Raw genomic sequence first — 2,604 nt, 5'->3', positions numbered from 1 at the left:
CCGCCGCTGCCGGCGCGGCGGCCGGCGTGGTCGCGGCCGCGGCCGGCGCGGCGGCGGCCGGCAGCTTGTTGGGCGGGCGCACCGGCAAGGCGGGCAGCGGCGCGACGCCATCCGGTTTCACGAAGGTCAGGGTCGTCACGTAGCCGATGGCGTCGTAGTGCTCGGGCCCGTCGGCGCCCGGACGCTCGCCCGGCGTGCGGTCGATGTGCATGGCCCGCAGCACGTATTGCGTCTTCCACGGCAGGTTGAGATGGGCCTTGCCCTGCGCATCGGTGTAGGCGGTCTGTTCCCAGCCCGACTCCACCATGGCGACGAGCTTCGTCTTGGGCAGCGGCTGGCCCTTGAGCGCCACCAGGAACTCGCCCGGCTTGCCGGTCGGGACGATGTCGATGGGCAGCTTGGGCGCCACCGCGACGGCCGGGTCGGGCACATAGCGGGCATTCATCTGGAACCAGGTCTGGAGCGCTTCGCCGCCATGCGTGAACTTGCGCAGCGTGCTCATGGGGCTGTCCACCACCAGGCCGTCCTTGGCGCCGATCTTTTGCGACAGCCGGAAGCCATCGGCGGCCTTGGTCACGGGCAACGGCGTCTCGCCCTTGGCGGTGATCAAGGTCGCCGACACCTTGTTGAAACTGTCCAGGTAGCCCGGCGAGGCCTCGCGCAGGTTCTCGGCGAATTCGCCGAAACGGACGACGGCGGGCTTGCCCGCCGGCTGCTCGATCCAGATCTGGTGGGCCTGCGCGGTGGCGGTCAGGGACAGCGCCGCGATCGCGAGGGATAGGGTTTTTTTCATTGCGTGCTCCGGAAAATGAAACGCGGGAGTGAACAGCCGGCGCGCCTGGCGCGCGGCTCCGCCGTGTTCCGTTCCGGATGGGTGAAAGACCACGCCGCATTGATCGACGGCGCTCGCTCGGTCCGAGCATTGAATCCTGGCATTCGAAGACAACCCAAAGTCACAGATATGAATCAATCGCGATTATGTGGAACGACCTGGCCATGTCAAGAATGTGGCCCGCCGCCGAAAGGCCCCTCGGCGGAGCATCGCCATGCGCCGTTGTCCCCGTGCGCAACAGCCTCCCGCGGCGCGCCGAACCCGCGCGAAGCCGCCTCGGACAGCAAATCAAAATCGGACTCTCCGTCGGCCGCCCACGCCCCCGACTTCGCCGGCGCCATCGGACAACGATCACCCTCGGACGAGCCCAAAACGCCAAAGCGCCGGGAACGTCGAGATGTCTCATTGCAAAGAAGCCAGGATGCGAACTTCCGGCAAGTCCTAGGGCTTGGGCCTGCCCGAACCAAGCCTGCCTTTTTCAACGGCTCGGCGGCATCACTCCCGGCGCGCCGTCAGGCCGCCGCGCCCACCCGGCCGCGCAGGCCGTCGACGAACACGCCGAGCCCGAACTCGAAGGCCGACTCGGCATCCATGGCCCCGGCCGCCGCGCCTGCGTCGGCCGCCTCGCCCTCGCCCGCCCCGGTCATGGCCGCGCCGCGCGCCTGTTCCTCGAGCACGCAGCCCAGCGTGTACTGCCCGGCGGCGAACAAGGCCATGCCCGCCTGCTCCCGGGTAAAGCCCGCGCCGACCAGATAGGCGACCTTGCGTTCGATGCCGGCCCGATCGCCCGGCCCCGGCACCGTGCCGGCGTGCAGGCGCGCGCCGTCCCGATAGGCCAGCAAGGCGCGGCGCAAGCTGCGCATGTTGTCGGCGAACCAGGCGGGCCATTGCGCCGCCTTCGCGGGGACCGCGAGCGTGTGGTGCCGCGCCAGCACGGCCGACGCCATCTCACCCAGCAGCACCGACTTGTCGCGGAAGTGCCAGTAGAGCGTCGCCGACTCGACGCCCAGCTGCTGCGCCAGGCGCCGGGTCGAGAGGCCATCCAGGCCCACCTCGTCCAGCAAATCGAGCGCCACGTCCACCACCTGTTCCCTGCGGATTTTTGCCATGGTTGATTTCTCTAACGGTGATAGATTAAATTATCAGTGATAGATTTTACCAAAGAAAGGTGTTCCATGCGTGCTCCTCCCTCGCGCACAGCCGTCCTGATCGTGGGCGGCGGGCTGGTCGGCCTCAGCGCCGGCCTGTTCCTGCAGCGGCTCGGCGTTCCGTTCATCCTCGTCGAAAGGCAGCAGGGCGTCTCGCCCCTGCCCCGCGCCCGCGGCATCCACACCCGCACCATGGAGCTGTTCCGTCAGGCCGGCGTCGAGGAAGCCGTGCGCGCGGCGGCCGACGGCGCCTGGAAGCAAGGCGCGTTCGGCGGCGCCCGCCGCGGCGCCACCCTGGTCGACGCGCAACCGATCATCGATATCCCGGCCATGCGCGCAAAAATGGCCGTGGCCGGCGCCTCGCCCACCGGCTTCGTCGCCTGCCCGCAGACCTGGATCGAACCGGTGCTGCGCCAGGCCCTGCAAGCGCGTGGCGGCGACGTGCGCTTTGGCCATGAGCTGGTGAGGTTCGACGCCTCTGGCGCAAGCGTAGACGCCCGCGTGCGCGGCCCGGACGGCCATGAATCGGCGATCGAGGCGGACTGGCTGATCGGCGCCGACGGCGGCCGCGGCGCCATCCGCCGACAACTGGGCATCGGCCGAACCGAAACGCCCGCCCCCCCC

Annotated in this window: 3 protein-coding genes; 1 reads left to right on the top strand and 2 read right to left on the bottom strand. The window is 69.4% G+C overall.

What is annotated here, in order from left to right:
- Positions 1-793, bottom strand: a 793-nt coding sequence (locus AOZ49_RS31475) for a cobalt ABC transporter substrate-binding protein (protein WP_054479830.1), incomplete at its 3' end; no start/stop codon positions are given.
- Between the two features lie 551 nt (positions 794-1,344).
- Positions 1,345-1,941 carry a TetR/AcrR family transcriptional regulator C-terminal domain-containing protein gene (locus tag AOZ49_RS31470; protein ID WP_054479828.1) on the bottom strand — a complete coding sequence of 199 codons (597 nt, stop codon included), beginning with the start codon at positions 1,939-1,941 and terminating at the stop codon, positions 1,345-1,347.
- A gap of 66 nt (positions 1,942-2,007) precedes the next feature.
- Between AOZ49_RS31470 and AOZ49_RS31465 the strand changes: the two genes are divergently transcribed.
- On the top strand, positions 2,008-2,604 hold a 597-nt coding region (locus AOZ49_RS31465; RefSeq protein ID WP_197286814.1), incomplete at its 3' end, for an FAD-dependent monooxygenase.

The sequence above is a fragment of the Achromobacter sp. 2789STDY5608615 genome, from assembly GCF_001298995.1.
Lineage (GTDB): Bacteria > Pseudomonadota > Gammaproteobacteria > Burkholderiales > Burkholderiaceae_B > Achromobacter > Achromobacter insuavis.
The sequence above is the reverse complement of the archived record's forward strand: the minus strand, read 5'-3'. Positions and strand labels throughout refer to the sequence as shown.